This is a genomic window from Agrobacterium vaccinii, assembly GCF_021310995.1.
In the GTDB taxonomy this organism is placed as follows: Bacteria; Pseudomonadota; Alphaproteobacteria; order Rhizobiales; family Rhizobiaceae; genus Agrobacterium; species Agrobacterium vaccinii.
Genome location: NZ_CP054151.1, coordinates 109,674 through 125,635, shown reverse-complemented (window position 1 = coordinate 125,635; position 15,962 = coordinate 109,674). Strand labels below are relative to the sequence as shown.

Genomic DNA, 15,962 nt, shown 5'->3' with positions numbered 1-15,962 from the left:
ATCCTTCAGCCCGCGTTGAAGCGCTGTTCGAGGCGGCGGGTAAGCCGGGCGATCGGGTAGCAGAGCGTGAAAAACGCGGCCATCACCACGACATAGGCGATGATGGTGAAATCAAGCCTGCGTACTGCGGTGCTGGCATCGGTCGCGGCATGCATCAACTCGTGGACGCCAACAAGGGATGCCAGCGATGTCCCCATGGCAATCGAAGAGGCGACGTTCATCCATGGCGGCAGCGAACGGCGCACGCATTGCGGCAGGATGACGAAGCGAAGGGCCTGCATGCGGGAAAAGCCCAGTCCTTTGCTCGCCTCCCACTGCGTCGTCGGTATGGAGACGACGGCACCACGAGTGATTTCTGCAATGTAGGCGCTGGCAAGAATAGCAAGACCGATCACCGCCTTGATCCAGTCCGGGAAAGGCAGATAGTTGCCGAACAGCACGATCTCAAAGGGAAAGATATAGGTGGTGGCAAAGATCAGCACGAGCGCCGGTGCATTGCGAAAAATCTGGACGTATATTGCCGCTGGCCAGCGAATGAACCAATAAGGTGCCAGTTGCATGAGGCCGAGTAGAACGCCAGCCGTGGTCCCGATCGTAATCGCGCAGAGTGCGATCACGATATTCATCGCAAAGCCGGAGGCGAGGTAGGGAATCCAATCCAGCAATTCCTTACCAAGCGTCAGGTCGACGAGAGACCATACGACAACCAGCAACGGCATGGCGACAAAACCCGCGTAGCGCAGAATTCGGCTGCTTGCCTTGGGTGCTTGGGTCGGTTTCATGTTCATAGGCCGTACCCCGGAATGGCGAGCTTACGCTCTGCCCAAGAACCGGCGCGGGCGATCAGAAAATTGATCAGGCTGAAAAACGCCAGAAGGACGATCATCAGTTCGACCACATTGTCGCGCTGCGTCCACACCATGATCGACGCATAGGTGATTTCGCTGACGGCAATGGCATTGCCCACTGTTGTCGATTTGACTAGGCTGATGAGCCCGTTGACGATGGCTGGCAGGGACGCGCGAAACGCGAGCGGTATCTGTACGTAACGCAGGATTTCGAACTGGCTGAACCCCATGCCGCGCGCCGCCTCGATCATCGATGATGGTACAGCCTCAATGCCGCCACGGATGGCTTCCGCATGCAAGGCCGCAACATGCAGCCCAACCACGGCAACCACCCAGAAGAAGGGAGACAGCGGATTGTTCTGCGCGCCGCCAAACAGGTTGGAGACAAATGTGTTCAGCACAAGAAAGCTGAACATGAGCTGCACGAGTGTCGGTGTATTGCGCGTTAGCTCCACGAACGCACGCACCGGCGCAGACAGCCAAAGCCTGCCTGAGGTCAGGCAGGCTGCAAACATCAATCCGAAAATCAGACTAACGGGAATGGTGATGGCGACCAGATAAAGCGTGGTGATGAAACCATCTCGCCAGATTTGCGCCTCGTAACCCGTCGCCAGAAATTCATAATTGAGACCCAGCCTGCTCGTCAGATCGACAAACAGGCTGGTAAGATCTATATCATTCATAAGGATTTACCGCTGGTCTCCGCTCATTGCGCGGCAGAAAGCTTTTTGTTCTCTTCTTCCAGATACTTGGTATTGAGCAAGCGGTTCGCCTTTGCCATCTCAAGCAATTTGCCCGATTTGTGCAGCTTCTTCACGGCGTTATCGAGTGCAGTCTTGGTGTCGTTTTCATCCTTACGGAGCCAGATCACGGAATCGGATGGGATCAACTCTGTTGGGAACGGAATAGCATAGTCTTTCCGTTCGTCGGCGCGGTCGACAAGCAGCAAGCCGACAGTCGCCCCGACATGCACGGCAGCAACGCAGTTGCCGCCCTGAAGCGCAAGCAGCGATTCCGGCTGGCTTGGGAGCGCCTTGACGATGGCTCCATATTCTTCGGCCAACGGCTGGGCGTAGTTCGAACCCTGCGAGATGCAGACCGGCTTACCCTTTAGATCAGCCCAGTCCTTCAACCCGCTATCTTTGCGCACAACGGCAGCGCCACCGGCACGGTCATAAGGTGTCGGCACGTAATCGAGAATTTTTGCACGCTCGTCGGTGTACTGCATGTTGGCAATGAGGATATCGACTTTGCCCTGCTGCAGAAATTGTACCCGGTTCGGAGGTGTTACTGTCACTGTTTCCAGCTCCACACCGAGATCGGTAGCCAGCGCTTTTGCGAGGTCAACATTGTAACCCTTCTGCTCCTGCGACTTGGGATCGATAAAGCCAAAAGGTGCACCAGAAAGAATAACGCCGACAGTCAGCTTCCCACGGCCTTTGATCCGATCCAGCGTAGCGTCTGCTGAAGCCTGAGTACTCGCCAGTGTAGCGAGCGAAATCGAAAGTCCGAAAATAACTTTGGTTATGGCTCTGGCAAACATCTATGGCTCCTTGTTTCAGGCGAACATAGAGAAACGCTTTAATAGCAGCGAGGAAAGAATCTCCACGAGCGGCGCTGAAAACGGAATAGAATATCGTATTCAGGCGGAATAGCAGTCGATATATTCTACCATCGTCAGCGACGTGTTAGCCTACTCAGCAGGCACGTTCCCACTTGGGCAATCTCCAGCGAGCGCAACACCATTTTCGTCTCACTTCGATAGTTCTGGTGCCGTTGGAAGCCGCAATCCGTCCATGACGAGGCGGACAATTCTGTGCGCTCGCTCGCGCCAGTCCGGTCCTTCCGGGATCGAATATATGCCGAAGAGTGCGTTCAGCACATCTGCGGGCTCTATGTCGCCCTTGATGGCGCCAGCATCGATAGCGTTTTTCAGGAGTTGGCCGAATGTCTGGTGCAGAAGCGTGGAGCCTTCGTTGAAAAGCGTGGAATTGGATGTGAACAGCAATTTTAGGCTGCTGGCCATGCCGCGTTTGGCCGCCATGTAGCTGACGAAGCGGTCCATCCATTCTGCAAGCGCAATATCCGCTTTTTCCTGCGACATCAGCTCGGCTGCCGTGGTCGCCAGAAGTTCCAGTTCGCGACGATAGACGTTTTCGACCAGATGTTCTCGCGTTGGAAAATGGCGGTAGAGTGTACCAATGCCGACGCCCGCGCGCCGGGCAATGTCTTCCAGCGAAGTAGCCGCACCGTTTTCCGAAAATGCCAGAACCGCGACCTCCAGCAGCTTTTCCCGATTACGGCGTGCATCTGCCCGTAATGGAGGCTGCTTGGATGATGGTTGTGGTCGCTCCGTAGGCACTTTTATTTCACTCCACGCGAAAAAGCTTGACGAATGATCGCAAGTCACTAGATTAAACGGAGGCGCCTCCGTTTATGTGTGGCGCCGCCTAATCTTTAGTGCAGGTCCGTGGTGAATGTCATGCCGAAAGAGCGTGGCGGTGCAAATGAATGTTCCGGGTTCGGGAACCAACCCACATTCCGAAAGATTAGGCGTTCAATCAGGGCGTCACGGCGCAGGAGCCTATCATGACTGAAACCGGCAATCTCAACCTGCATAACAAAGTCGACGCCCGGCAGTTCCATGTCTTTGGTGCTGGCACATCTCCAGAAATGCCCGTGCCGGAAAAGGCCTTCTCGACAGACAACGCGCTCGACGTTTTGAATTTCGCAATAGAATCCATGATGTCCGGTCACAAGGTGGCGCTTTGCACATTGGTGGAAATCCGAGGAGGCTCATCACGTCCGCTCGGAGCGCAAATGGCCGTTGCCGATAACGGTTGCTACTGCGGCTACGTATCAGGCGGTTGCACGGAGGCAGCTATCGCCGCTGAGGCCTTGCAGGCGATGGTTAAAGGTGACGACCGTTTCGTGATGCTGGGGGAGGGGTCGCCCTTCTTCGATATCGTCCTGCCATGTGGCGGTGGCATCACCGTTGCCGTCCATCTCGTTCGAGATGTGACGCCGCTCTGTTCCGTGGTCGCGCTTGTCAAAAATCGGCAGACTGGATGGCTTTCCTATGCTCCACACAGCCAGCGCCTGTCACTCGGTAGCGTCATTGGTAAAGCCGGTTGGAATGACGATATCTTCATAACGTCCTACCGACCCGCCGTCCGCGTTCTCTTGTCTGGGCGCTCACTCGAAGTCGAAACGGCTGCACATGTCGCAAAGGCTGCGGGCTACGACGTCGTCGTTCACGACCATGGCACGGTCGGTGCTTTTGATGTTTCGTTGACCGATAATGATACGGCGGTCGCTCTGCTTCAACACGATCTCGACCTGGAAATGCCCATGCTTGAAGCGGCGTTGAAATCGCGACCGTTTTACATCGGTGCCCTTGGCAGTGCCCGAACTCACCAAAAACGCGTGGAGCGGCTTCGACAAAGCGGCCATTCTAATGAGGCCATCGCCCGGATCAAGGCACCGATTGGCCTGTTCGAAAAAGCGAGAGATGCCCAGACTTTGGCCCTTTCAGTTATCGCCGATATCGCAGCCTGTCGCCAGTCCGCCCTCGCGTCAGGCTAGCCTACCGCAAAATCTGACCTGCCGCATCGACATGGTGCGACGGTCGCGCACGCATACCTTCAAAGAATTCAGTGAACGCGCACGCACGTCATGACTTTGCGTGCGCGCCATCGCCAATGCGTTTTGGACAAAGGAGATGCATATGCATTTTACCATCAACGGAACTGCAATCGACGTAGAGGCTGATATCCGCACCTCTCTGCTCGACCTCATGCGCAACTCCCTTGGTTTTACGGGGACGAAAAAGGGGTGTGACCAAGGCGCTTGTGGCGCCTGCACCGTCCTTGTCGATGGTGAGCGCATCAACTCTTGTCTGGCGCTCGCGGTCCAATATCAGGGGCGCAGCATCACTACAGTCGAAGGGCTTGCGGCCAATGGCAATCTGAATGCCTTGCAGAAAGCCTTCATCGATCATGATGGCTTTCAGTGTGGCTATTGCACGCCCGGGCAACTCTGTTCCGCCATCGGGATGGCAGGCGAGATCGAACGCAACATCCCGAGCGTCGTCACCAGCGATCTTTCAGCGGACAGCATTCCGGTCAACGATACGGAAATCCGCGAGCGTATGAGCGGCAATCTCTGTCGATGCGGAGCCTATAACGGCATTGTCGAAGCCATTTCAGAAACCCTGGCACAGCAGACGGCAGTGCCGACAGAAGAGAGGGCACGGGCATGAATATTTTCTCCTATCATCAAGCATCAGATGCCGCGTCCGCCATCGCGCTTAAACAGGCAGGCCCTGCAGCGAAATATCTGGGAGGCGGCACAAATCTCGTTGATCTCATGCGCGAAACCGTCGAACAGCCGGAAACTTTGGTCGATATCTCGCATCTGCCCGGTACCATTGAGCAGCGCGCCGATGGAAGTCTGCTGATCGGTGCCGGTGTGACAAACACGGCACTTGCAGCGCATGATGCCATCAGGGCGAATTTCCCGCTTCTATCCCGCTCGATTTTGGCCGGAGCGAGTGCGCAAATCCGTAATGTGGCGACTGTCGGCGGCAACATACTACAACGGACCCGCTGTCGATATTTTTACGACAACGCCGCTCGCTGCAACAAACGTAAGCCGCATGCGGGCTGTGATGCGCTGGAAGGTTTCAACCGCTACCACGCAATCCTCGGCGCGTCCGAAAGCTGTGTGGCGACTCACCCGTCCGACCTGTGCGTCGCTCTCGTCGCTCTGGATGCTGTCGTTCACCTCCAAGGACCGACGGGCACCCGCAGCATGCCCTTGCGTGACCTTCACCGCCTACCCGGTGATCGCCCCGATGTGGAGAGCGAGTTGCAGCCGGACGAACTCATCACGGCAGTTGAAATTCCGCCGCTCGCCCTTGCGCGGCGGTCTGCGTACCGAAAAGTGCGGGATCGCGCGAGCTACGCGTTCGCCCTCATTTCCGTCGCCGCAGCACTGGACGTGGACGATGCCGGTGTCGTGCGCGATGTCAGGCTGGCGCTTGGCGGTGTTGCGCACAAACCCTGGAGAGCACTGAAAGCCGAGGCTGCCTTGAAAGGTCAAAAAGCGGATGCTGACAGTTTTCGCGCCGCTGCCGAAGCGGAACTCGCGGATGCCGTAGGCCTGCGTGACAACGCATTCAAAGTCGAACTGGCGAAACGAACCATCGTTGCCGTTCTTGAAGAATTGAAGGGAGAAAACGCATGAGCGCCGAAACCCAGACACTACCAGAGGCAGGGAAGACCGGCCGCTGGCAGCCCGCCATTACGGCTGACCCGATGCTGCGCAAGCACGGTACGCTTGGACAGCCCGTATCCCGCATCGATGGCCCGATGAAAGTTCAGGGCAAGACGCGTTTTGCAGCGGAGTTTCCCTATGAGAACCTTAGCTATGCGGCGCTTGCCTTCAGCACCATTGCGCGGGGTCGCATCACCGATCTGCATGTGAAGACGGCAGAGGCGGCACCCGGTGTCATTCTCGTCATGACCTACAAAAATGCCCCCCGCATGAAGGCGCCGTCATTGATGATGTCATCGCCGACAGCGGCAGGTGCCAGCGATCTCCCGATCATGCAGAACGACGAAATCCATTGGAACGGCCAGCCGATTGCGCTTGTTCTGGCGGAAACGCAGGAACAGGCCGATTATGCCGCTTCGCTTATCAAAGCGGAATATGCGATGCTGCCAGCGGTAACCTCTTTCGATGAGGCAAAGAAAACACCACGGCAATTGGACAACCTGCTCGGGCAACCGCCTATAGTGGAGATCGGCGACGCCGAGACAGCGCTCGCCAATGCCGAGGTCAAGGTCGATGTCATCTACCGCACGCCGCGACACAATCACAATGCCATCGAGTTACATGCGGCAACCGTTGCCTGGACCGGAGACGAACTGCGCGTTCATGATGCCAGCCAGTTGCTGGACCTGACGAAAGGCCAGCTTGCCGATATCTTCGATCTTGAGATGGACAATGTCCATGTGACCTCGCCCTATGTCGGCGGTGGTTTTGGCGGAAAATGTCTTTGGGACCACCAAATCCTCGCTTGCGCTGCATCCAAGCTGGCAGGACGACCGGTGCGGATCATGCTCTCACGCGAAGGCGTGTTCCGTATTGTGGGTGGTCGCACGGTGACCGAGCAGCGAGTGGCGCTCGGAGCCAAATCCGATGGCACGCTGGATGCGCTGATCCACACGGGTACGGCAGCGATGACACTGCACAATTCCTGCCCGGAACAGTTCACTTTTCCAGCCAAGCACCTTTATGCCGCCAAGACCTTCCGCTTGGCGCAGGATGTCGCAGACATGGACATGCTGGTAAACACTTTCATGCGGGCACCCGGTGAATCCGTCGGCACCTTCGCATTGGAATGTGCGCTGGATGAATTGGCAGACAAGCTGGCAATGGACCCCATCGAACTGCGCCGCCGTATCGAACCGGAAAAGGACCCGACGACCGGTAAACCGTTTTCATCACGATACCTCATCGAGGCCTATGAAAAGGGTGCGGAGCAATTCGGCTGGGATCGCCGAAGCCAGACCCCACGCCAGAGACGCGAGGGAGAATGGCTTATCGGCATGGGCTGTGCGACAGCAACTTATCCTTACCATCGCTTTCCAGGTGGTGCGGCGAGGATCAAGCTGACGGCAGAGGGGCATGTGACGGTCTCCACCGCCGTGCATGACATGGGCATGGGAACGGCGACGGCTCAAGCCCAACACATTGCTGTGCGGCTGGGCGTGCCGCTCGACCATGTCACCTTCGAGTATGGGGACAGCAAGCTGCCGCGCGGCGTCATCGCCGGTGGCTCGACACAAACCGCCTCGATTGGCGGTGCCGTCATCGCGGCAACGGAGGTCTTTGTCGAGGAGTTGATAAAGCTTGCTGGCAACGACTCGCCACTCGCCGGGCTTTCCCTCGGCGAAGTCGAGCCGAGAGATAATGGCCTTGGACATGTGGACGACAAAAGCCGCTTCGAAAGCTATCAGTCCATATTGCGCAGGGCAGGGCGTGAAGAACTGGTCTGCGAAGCAGATGCACCACCACCGGCAGAAATGGAGGCATTTTCTATGCACTCCTATGGCGCCCAGTTCTGCGAAGTGCGGGTTAGCGTCGTTACCGGTGAAACGCGCGTGTCGCGGTTCCTCGGCTCTTTCGATGCCGGGCAGATATTGAATGCCAAGATGGCCGCCAGCCAGTTCAAGGGCGGCATCATCATGGGCATCGGCCTTGCCCTGACGGAGGAAACCAACTTCGACGAGAGGACGGGCCGCGTCGTCAACGCCTCTCTAGCTGACTACCACGTGCCAGTGCAGATGGATGTCCCGCCCATCGACATTCTCTATACCAACAAGCCCGACCCGCAGGCCCCCATGGGCGCACGCGGCATCGGCGAAATCGGCATTACGGGAGTGGGAGCGGCGATTGCCAACGCCGTCTACAATGCAACCGGCGTCCGCATCCGCAATCTGCCTCTTACTCTCGACAAAGTGCTGGAGAAGCTTGGCTGAACCAACGTGGTGTTTCCCGTGTCAGCCTGGCTGAAGAGGTGAGCAGTAGCTTCGGCTAGAGCAGCGTTTCCGTCTAAGCAGGAAACGCTGTTTTCGCCGCCCTAGGTGACTTTGGCTGGCGGTAGAGTGCTCGCAAAGTCAGCGCACAGCAGAAAACGTGGATGGGAGGGGTAATCTCCTTCAAATTAGGACTGCAATTGGGTGCCGAGATTATACAACATGGAAAAAATGGCACAATCTGAAGTTGGCTGTTTGGTTGTTTTCTGTCATTGATTTGGCTGACATTTTTTTCGTTTCCATGACGTCGAGGTCGTCTGCATCTTCATAGGAAATCCTGATGCCTTATCCGCAAGTCATGCTCTTCCTTTTCGCGCTGATTTCTCTTTTCTCCGTCTTTGGTGAAGCGAGTGCCGCAGAAGGCGCGTGGAAAAAACATGTTTTCGAATTCAATAATCCCAGCCTGAATTTCGAGACTGAGGTGCCAGACAATGCCACGGTCGAGACGGTGACAATGGAGGATGCGGAGCCCGGTTCAATCGGCAGGGTGAAGATCGTCGGAAAGGTAACGCCCGGTGCCGATGGCCAACGGGTCGAGACGACCATCATGGCCTATGACCTTCGTAGCCCACCTGCGGCGTTGCGGATATGTAAGTTCGAGGCCGAGTTGGACGGTTACACGCCTCGTTCCACATTCGCATCCCCAGATCTAACTGAAGCAAAGGTCTTCGCTACGCAGAGCGACAACGGCAAGCCGAAGGCCGCTATCCTAAGCCACTGTTTTGCAAAAGGGAAAAATGCGCTGGCAATTCACTTTGTCGTTGAAGTCATTGGTGAACCGACGCCGGAGGCGGCCAAAAAGGCTTTGACCGAGCTTGACGGCTATTCAATCGCGTTTCTCAAAAATTTTCAATTCTCCGACGGCAAGCAGGCAAATTTTGGCGACGACATGCAGCCCATTCCCCTGCGGATCGGCGAACGCAATATTGACCTTCAAATCCCGCTTGGCTGGGAAATCCCGATCAACGACTTTCAAGGGCCATTGCCGGCTGAGTTGCACATGATCCGTCGCAGCGATGATCGCGCTGTCGGCCTGATCTGGCTTATCGTGCTGCCCATGGCGGAAAAGCCAGATTTGGAAAAGACGGGTGCCGAAATCATCAAAAACTACTTCGTCAAGCAGACGCCGGATGCTGCTGCGCCGGTGATCCTCCACACCAACGAAAACCCGGCCCTCTCGGAAGCTGAGCTTGCCAACCGCGAGTTCCGTTTTGCCGTTAAAAACCTGACGGGCGAGGATATCGGTGTCATCGATGCGACCGTGGTGTGGAAGGACAACGAGCTGGCTGTGATCAGCGAATGGTCCACTTGGGTCGAGACCGCACGTCGTAACGACTTCTTCTCCCGTCTTCCTGGTATGACAGCATACGATCTCGTGCGATCAGCGGTACTCGGCGTACCGCTCTGATCAGCCGCGTTCTGCGCATGGAACGCGGTCTAAAAAGATGCGCAACCTTATCGATATAAAGAGGGATGGTGCGGCAACAAATAATCGTCAGGGTGCTGCATTACGGCCTGCCGAATTTGTTACCGCCTTGCAGATGCTGAGGAGCTGATCTGAAGTCTTTGATGACCCGCCCCTCCCGCAGCACATTATTCTGCGCGTTTAGATGTTAGGGTACTAGCGGAAGACTGCGTTTCCTTTTGCCACCATATGCCCGCCTTTAAAGACACTTCGATTTCTAGGAAATGAGACGACTGCTTCGGGGATGCAGGTGGCTGCAAATGTTACGAAGTCGGCTTTCGCGCCAACGTGAACACCGTAGTCTTTTAAGCGAAGAGCCTTTGCGCCTTCGCTTGTGACGATGTCGAATGCAGCGTTCAATTCGTCGTCTGTGTAGAAGCCGGAGCGGTAGCCGATGATTTCGGCGCGGTGCAGCATGTCGCCGTTGCCATAGGGCCACCAGGAATCGCGAATGTTGTCGCTGCCGCTGAAGACGGTAACGCCTTCGCTGCGCAGCAGGGCAACGGACGGAAAAGTGTGGTTGCCGGGCGCGTTTGTCATGATCGATACGCCGCTTCTGGCGATCGTCGCGGCAATCTTGCGGGCGGCATCAGGGGCCAAGTCGCCAAGTCCGTAGGCGTGGCTGATGGCGACATGGCCCTGCATGCCGAGCGCGACCGTTCGTGCGCAAATCTCCTCGATGGTGAAAGCACCCATGCTTCCGGCATCGTGGAGGTGAATGTCTATGTCCACGCCGTGTTTTTCTGCAACGCCGAACACCACATCGAGATGGCCGTTTACGTCGCGGTCGAAGCTTGCGGGGTCAAGACCACCGACGAGGTCTGCGCCGAGTTTGATCGCTTCATCCAGCAGTTCCGGCGTGCCCGGACTTTTAAGGATGCCGCTCTGGGGAAAAGCGACCAACTGAATGTCGATCAGATCCTTGTAGTCCTCGCGGACTGCCAGAATGGTTTCCAGCGATTTCAAACCGACTGAGCCATCCACCATTACATGGCTGCGCATATGCAGCGTTCCATTACCGATGCAGAGATCGAGTTGGTCTCGGGCGCGTTTGTCCATCGGTGCAGCGATAGCCATGTTTTCCGCCTGAAATGCGACTCGCTCATGCACGTCGAAACCATTGGTACAGGGGCGATGCGGTATCCACGTGTCGCCGTAGAAGCTTGTGTCCAGGTGGATATGTCCTTCGACAAATCCCGGTACAAGCATATCTCCGGCAATGTCGATGACAGAAGGGGATACGGTATCCGACCCTGCGGGTTCGATGGATGTGATCCGCCCACTCTCTACACTGATATCACGCAGCACGCCGTCTGCCAGTCTGGCATTGGTGAAGACAGTCTTTGTCATGCTTATTAAAACTCCTCATGCAATTTATGACGTGTTTGACGCCGAAATGTGGGTGTCTGCTAAAGCGGGGCCATATGGCAGGCGACAACACCGCCGCCTTGGCGCTCGCGTGAAATCGGGGCTTCCTTGCTGCAAATATCTGAGGCAAGCGGACAGCGGGGGTGAAAGGCGCAGCCTTTCGGCGGATCGAGCGGGCTTGGCGGTTCGCCGCCCATCAGTGCCCGGTCGCGATTGGGGGAAGCCACATCCGGTATCGTCTCGAGCAGCAACTTCGTGTAGGGGTGCTGCGGATTGGCAAACAGGGCTTCCGTATCTGCCTCCTCCACGATCCGCCCGAGATACATCACCGCAATCCGGTCTGCCATGTGACGCACGACGGCCAGGTTGTGGCTGATAAACAGGTAGGTCAGCCCAAGTTCGTCTTGAAGCTTGCGCATCAGATTGAGGATTTGCGCTTGCACCGAGACATCGAGAGCAGACGTCGGTTCGTCGCAGACGAGGAATTCCGGCTCGCTTGCCAGTGCGCGGGCAATCGAGATACGCTGCCGCTGCCCACCGGAAAACTCATGCGGATAACGCCTGCTGTCATCGGGTGAGAGGCCAACGATCTTCAGCAGATCGGCCACGCGCTCGGTCACGGCCTCGGCACTGTCACGAAGGCCGAATTCTCGGATGGGTTCGGCAATGATATCACCGACGCGCCAGCGCGGATTGAGGCTTGCATGCGGGTCCTGAAAGATCATCTGCGCTTCCATCGGCTTACCGTCGCTGGCCGGTGCGAAGACGATGGCTCCCTCGGTCGGGGCGTAGAGCCGCGTCACGAGCCGTGCCACGGTGGATTTCCCGCAGCCGGACTCGCCGACCAGTGCCAGGCACTTGCCTTTCTGGACAATGAAGGTGACATCCTGCACGGCATGCAGATAGCGTTTCGGCTTGCGCTCGATCATCCTGTTCAGCCAGGGCGTCGAAACATCGAAGACCCGGGTTAGCTGGTCGACTTCAAGGGCGTTCTGGGAACTTCTCATGCAACACCTCCGTCATGTAGCAGGCAGGCGACGGCACCATGTGCCTGGGGTATCAGCGCCGGGCGGATTTTGAGACAGCGTGGACCGACCGAACGACAGCGTGGATTGAAGGCGCAGCCGGGCGGAATGGCATTCAGTCGTGGCATGGCACCGTCTATCTGGGTCAGGTGCTCGACACGTGCACCAAGCGCTGGGATAGAGCCCATCAGGCCGCGCGTGTAGGGATGTTTCGGGCGGGAGATGACATCTTCAACGGTGCCGATCTCGATAATGCGGCCCGCATACATCACCGCGACGCGGTCAGCCGTCTCGGCGATGACGCCCATGTCGTGGGTCACCAGCATGACGCCAGCACCTTGCTCCCGGCACAGCTTGCGAAGCAGGCTGGTAATCTGCGCCTGTATCGAGACATCAAGCGCCGTCGTCGGTTCATCGGCGATGATCAGTTGCGGATTTCCGGCAAGTGCCAATGCGATGACGACGCGTTGGCGCATGCCGCCGGAAAACTGGTGCGGATAATGGTCGATGCGCTCTTCCGCACCGGGAATGCCCACCTGTTGCAGCAGGTGAACGCCGTGAAGACGCGCCTGCGCTCGGTTTCGGTCTGAATGCAGCCGGATGGTTTCGATCAGTTGCTGACCCACGGAAAACAGGGGATTGAGCGAGGTCAAAGGGTCTTGAAATATGGCGCCCACCATGCGGCCCCGCACGTTTTCCATCTCGTCATCGTTCAGATTGTCCGTCCGTTTGCCACCGATATGGATTTCGCCGGAAGCGACGCGGCCGGGCGGTTCGAGAAGACCGAGAACGGCCATGCCGGTCATCGACTTTCCCGCACCTGACTCGCCCACGACACCGAGGATTTCGCCCCGCGCAATCGTGAGGGACACATCGGACAACGCCGTCAAAACGCCCCCGCGGGTTGGGAATTCGACAGAAAGGCCTTTGACCTCAAGAGCGGGGGAGGCATTTGCAGAGTTCATGACGACACCTCACTCTGAACGAAAGGATAGCTGGGCGGAAAAATGTCCTCCACCAATGGATGGCCATAGGTGCGCTCGGGATAACGAGCGATCAGACCGTCAAATTGCTGCTGTGCCTGGCATCGTGCGGCGACGAGATCGATCCCTGCCACCTGTCCGTCACGCATGGAAATCCGCCCATCGACGATTGTTGCGCGGGTGACGCGACCAGTTGCGCCATAGACAAGTGTCTGGATGGGATCGATGCGCGGCGCGATCATCCGGTCCGCCATATCGAACACGGCGATATCGGCCTTTGCACCGGGCGCAAGGCGCCCGAGATCAGGGCGCTTCAGGGCGTCGGCTCCTGCCAAGGTCGCGGCGTCATAGAACTCGGCTGCCGATCCCGCATCACCGCGCCCTTCCGCAATCCTGTTTGCCATCATGCCAACGGCCATGTTCAACAGCATGTCGGGCGGTGCCGTATCTGTCCCCATGCCGATGCGGATGCCTTTTGCTTTCAGTCGGGAAAAGGATTTGAGCGACGAGCCGTGCCGTGCAGACACGAGAGGACAGTGGGCGACGGTGACGCCGTTTGCCGCATACCGCAGCAGATCGTCGTCGGTCGCCACTGTCGCGTGCGGTGCGATCAGGCGGGAGGAGAGGAAGCCGAGACCATCAAGCCATTGCGGAGCGGTTGTGCCGTGCAGGCGCTGGACGGTTTGCAATTCCATTTCGCCCTGCGCCATGTGCAAACGCACGGGCATATCCAGATCATCGGCATGGGCAAATGTCTGACGCAGCAGTTCCTCCGTGCAGGTTTCGACACGGTCTGGAGCGAACATGCCCGATATCAGTCCATTGCCGTTGCCGTGAACCCTCTTGGCAAAAGCCGCAGCGTCGGAAAGCTCTTGAAGTCCGCGTGCCTCGTCAAACACCGGCTGCATAGCGCCCGCTTCGTCAAGAATGACGCCGCCTGTGCGATAGGCCGGGCCAAGCCAGACGCGGATGCCGAGTTCTTCTGCGGCGACGGCGGCGGCCTCGAATTCGGCAACCGTTTCGCCCCACGCGCGATAGAACAGCGACGCGATGGGAAGCGCCGAGGTGATGCCGTTGAGGAGTAACTGGGCAAAAGCGTAGCGCTTCTGGAACGCCAGTTCTTCCGGCGTATACATTTCATAGGCTCTTGCTGCGTAATCTGAAGGCCAGACGCGCCCCTTTTTCCAGCCCGGCTGGTTGTCCATCGCAAGCACGGTCGTGTCGAGATCGGAGAGGGCATCGAGATCGACAAAACCCGGACCAATGAGGGCTTCACCCATGTCGTAACGTGCGGCCAGTTCGCCGTCGAAACGGGACCCTACCCAGATGATGCGGTCATTCTCAATAACCACTTCACCGCCGTTGATGAGGCGTCTGCCCTCGTGCATATCGGCAATCACGTAACGTGCGGCCAGCGCCCAGCGAGCGGGCGGACGTTTGCCGAGAGGGAGCATGGACCAGTCAGCATTCGTCATGGTCGTGCTCTCAGGCTTGCGCCGTCGCGCGCAACGATGTTGCCGGCGGTGACGACGAGTTTGCGCGGCTGATGTGTAACGATAGCTTCGCCGACGCTTTCACCTTCGACAAGAACGACGTCACCACGACCGCCCACCTCAAGTGCGTGCGCAGGCCGATCCATCGCCAAAGCGCCACCGGTGGTGCAGACATCGAGAGCCATTGCAAGCTCATCATCGCGGCGCAGATTGTTCTTCATGCCCAGCAGCATGGCCCGTTCCAGCATGTCGCCGTTACCATAGGGTCCCCATGTGTCGCGGAAACCGTCGACCCCGGCACCGAAGCGAACACCCGCAGCATGCAGGCGCTTGAGCGACGGGACTTCACGCGATGGCGGTGCCGTCGTGAAAATGGGCACATCCAGCTCGGCGCAGGTATCGATAAGTGCTTGTGATACGTTCCAGTCCGGAAGGCCAAGGCAGAAAGCATGGCTGACCGCGACCTTGCCCTGCATGCCCATGGCGCGGATGCGCTCAAAGATCATCTCCATCGAAAATGCACCCAGTTCGCCGCCTTCGTGGAGGTGGATATCGATGCCTTTTCCATGTTTTTCAGCAATGGCGAAGATCGTATCGAGATGTCCTTTCGGATCTCGATCCATGCCGCAAGGGTCAAGGCCGCCAACCAGATCGGCCCCCATTTCCATGGCCTTGCCCAGCAGTTCGGCGGTGCCGGGTCTGCGCATCAGTCCTGATTGCGGGAAGGCGACAATTTCAATTTCGACCACGCCCGCAAGCTGTCGCCGCGTTTCCATGACCCCTTCCAGTGCGATCAAACCCTGGTCGGTGTCGATGTCGACATGGGTGCGGATCAGCGTCGTGCCGTAACCCACAGACTGCAACGACTGGCGCATGGATTGAACATGGGCGTCGAGGCCATATTCACGCTTTACCGCGCGCTCGTTGTCGATCTTGTCGATCAGGCGTGGGCCAACCGTGTTGACGTACCAGGGATATCCCAGCAACGACTTGTCGAGATGGGTATGGGCATCGACCAGACCGGGAATGGCGATGCGCCCACCGGCATCCTCGACGGGAATGCCGTCGGCTGCCAGCTTCTCACCGATTGCAGAAATGCGTCCGTCCTTGATCAGGATATCGGCCTTCACGCCACCCATGGGTCTTGCGTTGGTAATCAGAAGATCGGTCATGAAA

At 57.6% G+C, this 15,962-nt stretch carries 14 protein-coding genes; 5 read left to right on the top strand and 9 right to left on the bottom strand.

Annotation, left to right across the window (positions count from 1 at the left end; translation table 11 throughout):
• Window positions 1-5: 5 nt before the first annotated feature.
• The 4 genes from HRR99_RS15730 to HRR99_RS15715 all read right to left on the bottom strand — a co-directional run bounded on the left by HRR99_RS15730 (window position 6) and on the right by HRR99_RS15715 (window position 3,210).
• Window positions 6-788: an amino acid ABC transporter permease gene (locus HRR99_RS15730; RefSeq protein ID WP_422387335.1), complete on the bottom strand. Its 783-nt coding sequence runs from the start codon at window positions 786-788 to the stop codon at window positions 6-8.
• A complete protein-coding gene (locus HRR99_RS15725; protein WP_233123649.1) occupies window positions 785-1,531 on the bottom strand; it encodes an amino acid ABC transporter permease in 747 nt (248 codons plus the stop codon). The genes HRR99_RS15730 and HRR99_RS15725 overlap by 4 nt, the downstream gene beginning before the upstream one ends.
• A 23-nt stretch (window positions 1,532-1,554) precedes the next feature.
• Entirely contained in the window at window positions 1,555-2,391 is an 837-nt protein-coding gene (locus HRR99_RS15720; protein WP_233123648.1) for a transporter substrate-binding domain-containing protein, read from the bottom strand.
• Between the two features lie 210 nt (window positions 2,392-2,601).
• Window positions 2,602-3,210 (bottom strand): TetR/AcrR family transcriptional regulator, encoded by a 609-nt coding sequence (locus HRR99_RS15715; RefSeq protein WP_233123647.1) that lies wholly within the window; start codon window positions 3,208-3,210, stop codon window positions 2,602-2,604.
• A 311-nt stretch (window positions 3,211-3,521) separates the two neighbouring features.
• Between HRR99_RS15715 and HRR99_RS15710 the strand changes: the two genes are divergently transcribed.
• The 5 genes from HRR99_RS15710 to HRR99_RS15690 all read left to right on the top strand — a co-directional run bounded on the left by HRR99_RS15710 (window position 3,522) and on the right by HRR99_RS15690 (window position 9,860).
• Window positions 3,522-4,433, top strand: a complete 912-nt coding sequence (locus tag HRR99_RS15710) for an XdhC family protein (RefSeq protein WP_233124937.1) — start codon at window positions 3,522-3,524, stop codon at window positions 4,431-4,433.
• A 142-nt stretch (window positions 4,434-4,575) separates the two neighbouring features.
• Window positions 4,576-5,109, top strand: coding sequence for a 2Fe-2S iron-sulfur cluster-binding protein (locus HRR99_RS15705; RefSeq protein ID WP_233124936.1), 534 nt, complete (start codon window positions 4,576-4,578; stop codon window positions 5,107-5,109).
• Window positions 5,106-6,095, top strand: a complete 990-nt coding sequence (locus tag HRR99_RS15700) for an FAD binding domain-containing protein (protein ID WP_233123646.1) — start codon at window positions 5,106-5,108, stop codon at window positions 6,093-6,095. The genes HRR99_RS15705 and HRR99_RS15700 overlap by 4 nt, the downstream gene beginning before the upstream one ends.
• A complete protein-coding gene (locus tag HRR99_RS15695; RefSeq protein WP_233123645.1) occupies window positions 6,092-8,395 on the top strand; it encodes a xanthine dehydrogenase family protein molybdopterin-binding subunit in 2,304 nt (767 codons plus the stop codon). The genes HRR99_RS15700 and HRR99_RS15695 overlap by 4 nt, the downstream gene beginning before the upstream one ends.
• Before the next feature lie 337 nt (window positions 8,396-8,732).
• Complete coding sequence (locus HRR99_RS15690; RefSeq protein ID WP_233123644.1) at window positions 8,733-9,860, top strand: hypothetical protein; 1,128 nt, start codon at window positions 8,733-8,735, stop codon at window positions 9,858-9,860.
• A 213-nt stretch (window positions 9,861-10,073) separates the two neighbouring features.
• Here HRR99_RS15690 and HRR99_RS15685 read toward each other — a convergent pair whose 3' ends face one another.
• From HRR99_RS15685 to HRR99_RS15665, 5 genes are read right to left on the bottom strand one after another with little or no spacing between them, the layout of a single operon-like run.
• Window positions 10,074-11,267 carry an amidohydrolase family protein gene (locus HRR99_RS15685; RefSeq protein WP_233123643.1) on the bottom strand — a complete coding sequence of 398 codons (1,194 nt, stop codon included), beginning with the start codon at window positions 11,265-11,267 and terminating at the stop codon, window positions 10,074-10,076.
• 59 nt (window positions 11,268-11,326) lie between these two features.
• Window positions 11,327-12,292 carry an ABC transporter ATP-binding protein gene (locus tag HRR99_RS15680; RefSeq protein ID WP_112500186.1) on the bottom strand — a complete coding sequence of 322 codons (966 nt, stop codon included), beginning with the start codon at window positions 12,290-12,292 and terminating at the stop codon, window positions 11,327-11,329.
• Window positions 12,289-13,275, bottom strand: coding sequence for an ABC transporter ATP-binding protein (locus HRR99_RS15675; RefSeq protein ID WP_233123642.1), 987 nt, complete (start codon window positions 13,273-13,275; stop codon window positions 12,289-12,291). Before HRR99_RS15675 ends, HRR99_RS15680 begins: the two co-directional genes overlap by 4 nt.
• Window positions 13,272-14,768 carry an amidohydrolase family protein gene (locus tag HRR99_RS15670; protein ID WP_233123641.1) on the bottom strand — a complete coding sequence of 499 codons (1,497 nt, stop codon included), beginning with the start codon at window positions 14,766-14,768 and terminating at the stop codon, window positions 13,272-13,274. Before HRR99_RS15670 ends, HRR99_RS15675 begins: the two co-directional genes overlap by 4 nt.
• Entirely contained in the window at window positions 14,765-15,958 is a 1,194-nt protein-coding gene (locus HRR99_RS15665) for an amidohydrolase family protein (protein WP_233123640.1), read from the bottom strand. The genes HRR99_RS15670 and HRR99_RS15665 overlap by 4 nt, the downstream gene beginning before the upstream one ends.
• Window positions 15,959-15,962 lie beyond the last annotated feature (4 nt).

Bases quoted from the DNA above. Each gene is read 5' to 3' on its own strand.
- HRR99_RS15695 (WP_233123645.1), top strand. From the start codon at position 6,092: ATGAGCGCCGAAACCCAGACACTACCAGAGGCAGGGAAGACCGGCCGC.
- HRR99_RS15690 (WP_233123644.1), top strand. From the start codon at position 8,733: ATGCCTTATCCGCAAGTCATGCTCTTCCTTTTCGCGCTGATTTCTCTT.
- HRR99_RS15680 (WP_112500186.1), bottom strand. From the start codon at position 12,292: ATGAGAAGTTCCCAGAACGCCCTTGAAGTCGACCAGCTAACCCGGGTC.
- HRR99_RS15720 (WP_233123648.1), bottom strand. From the start codon at position 2,391: ATGTTTGCCAGAGCCATAACCAAAGTTATTTTCGGACTTTCGATTTCG.
- HRR99_RS15725 (WP_233123649.1), bottom strand. From the start codon at position 1,531: ATGAATGATATAGATCTTACCAGCCTGTTTGTCGATCTGACGAGCAGG.
- HRR99_RS15685 (WP_233123643.1), bottom strand. From the start codon at position 11,267: ATGACAAAGACTGTCTTCACCAATGCCAGACTGGCAGACGGCGTGCTG.
- HRR99_RS15710 (WP_233124937.1), top strand. From the start codon at position 3,522: ATGCCCGTGCCGGAAAAGGCCTTCTCGACAGACAACGCGCTCGACGTT.
- HRR99_RS15665 (WP_233123640.1), bottom strand. From the start codon at position 15,958: ATGACCGATCTTCTGATTACCAACGCAAGACCCATGGGTGGCGTGAAG.
- HRR99_RS15730 (WP_422387335.1), bottom strand. From the start codon at position 788: ATGAACATGAAACCGACCCAAGCACCCAAGGCAAGCAGCCGAATTCTG.
- HRR99_RS15675 (WP_233123642.1), bottom strand. From the start codon at position 13,275: ATGAACTCTGCAAATGCCTCCCCCGCTCTTGAGGTCAAAGGCCTTTCT.
- HRR99_RS15705 (WP_233124936.1), top strand. From the start codon at position 4,576: ATGCATTTTACCATCAACGGAACTGCAATCGACGTAGAGGCTGATATC.
- HRR99_RS15670 (WP_233123641.1), bottom strand. From the start codon at position 14,768: ATGACGAATGCTGACTGGTCCATGCTCCCTCTCGGCAAACGTCCGCCC.
- HRR99_RS15700 (WP_233123646.1), top strand. From the start codon at position 5,106: ATGAATATTTTCTCCTATCATCAAGCATCAGATGCCGCGTCCGCCATC.